This window comes from Alcanivorax sp. HI0083 (assembly GCF_001635175.1).
In genome coordinates this window covers 1-916 of the sequence record NZ_LWFX01000361.1, presented here as the reverse complement: position 1 = coordinate 916, position 916 = coordinate 1, and the positions used below count along the sequence as shown (strand labels likewise).

Genomic DNA, 916 nt, shown 5'->3' with positions numbered 1-916 from the left:
TGATTCCCGGTGGCATCGTGCTCACCGGTGGTTCCTCGAAGATCGAAGGGGCTGTGGATCTGGCCGAGGAAATCTTCCATATGCCGGTGCGCCTGGGCGCGCCGCAGGGAATTTCCGGGCTGATCGACGTGGTGAAGAACCCGATTTATTCCACCTCCGTGGGCTTGCTCTTGTACGGCCAGCGCATGGAGAAGGAAGGCACCAGCGCCAAGGCCCAGGCCGGCGGGGGTGAGCTGGACTGGCTGGAGCGCATCAAGAGCTGGTTCAAAGGCAATTTTTAATGGACGCCGGATGCCCGACGCCCGAAGCCGGACGCAAAACAGGCGGCAAAGCCGCCAAAGCGTCAGGCCTCAAGCATCAGGCATCCAGCGTTTACTGAGCGCAAGCGGTGGTTCCGGGCCGCGGCAAGATGACCGGAACACTTCGACGTAATGAGTAGTAAACAGGGAAGCAACAACGGGAGATCAACCATGCAATTCAAACTGGAAGACAGCGTACCGCATGGTGCGGTAATCAAAGTGGTAGGTGTCGGTGGTGGCGGCGGTAACGCCGTGGATCACATGGTGCGTTCCGGTGTGGAAGGGGTGGATTTCATCTGCGCCAACACTGACGCCCAGGCCCTGCGTAATGCCTCATCCAAGACCGTGATTCAGCTGGGTAGCCAGGTGACTAAAGGGCTGGGCGCCGGCGCAAACCCGGAAATCGGCCGTCAGTCCGCTCAGGAAGATCGTGATCGCATCGCCGAGCTGCTGGATGGTGCAGATATGGTCTTCGTGACCGCCGGCATGGGCGGTGGCACGGGTACCGGTGCGGCCCCGGTTGTGGCTGAAATTGCCAAGGAACTGGGCATCCTGACCGTGGCTGTGGTCACCAAGCCGTTCCCCTTCGAAGGCAAAAAGCGCATGCGCTCTGCCCA

Annotated in this window: 1 protein-coding gene and 1 pseudogene; both read left to right on the top strand. The window is 60.6% G+C overall.

Annotated features, from left to right (window positions below; all coding sequences use genetic code 11):
* A pseudogene (locus A3754_RS03765) lies at positions 1-281 on the top strand (cell division protein FtsA); the annotation flags it as partial.
* Positions 282-470: 189 nt separating this feature from the next.
* On the top strand, positions 471-916 hold a 446-nt coding region (locus A3754_RS03760), incomplete at its 3' end, for a cell division protein FtsZ (RefSeq protein WP_369817572.1).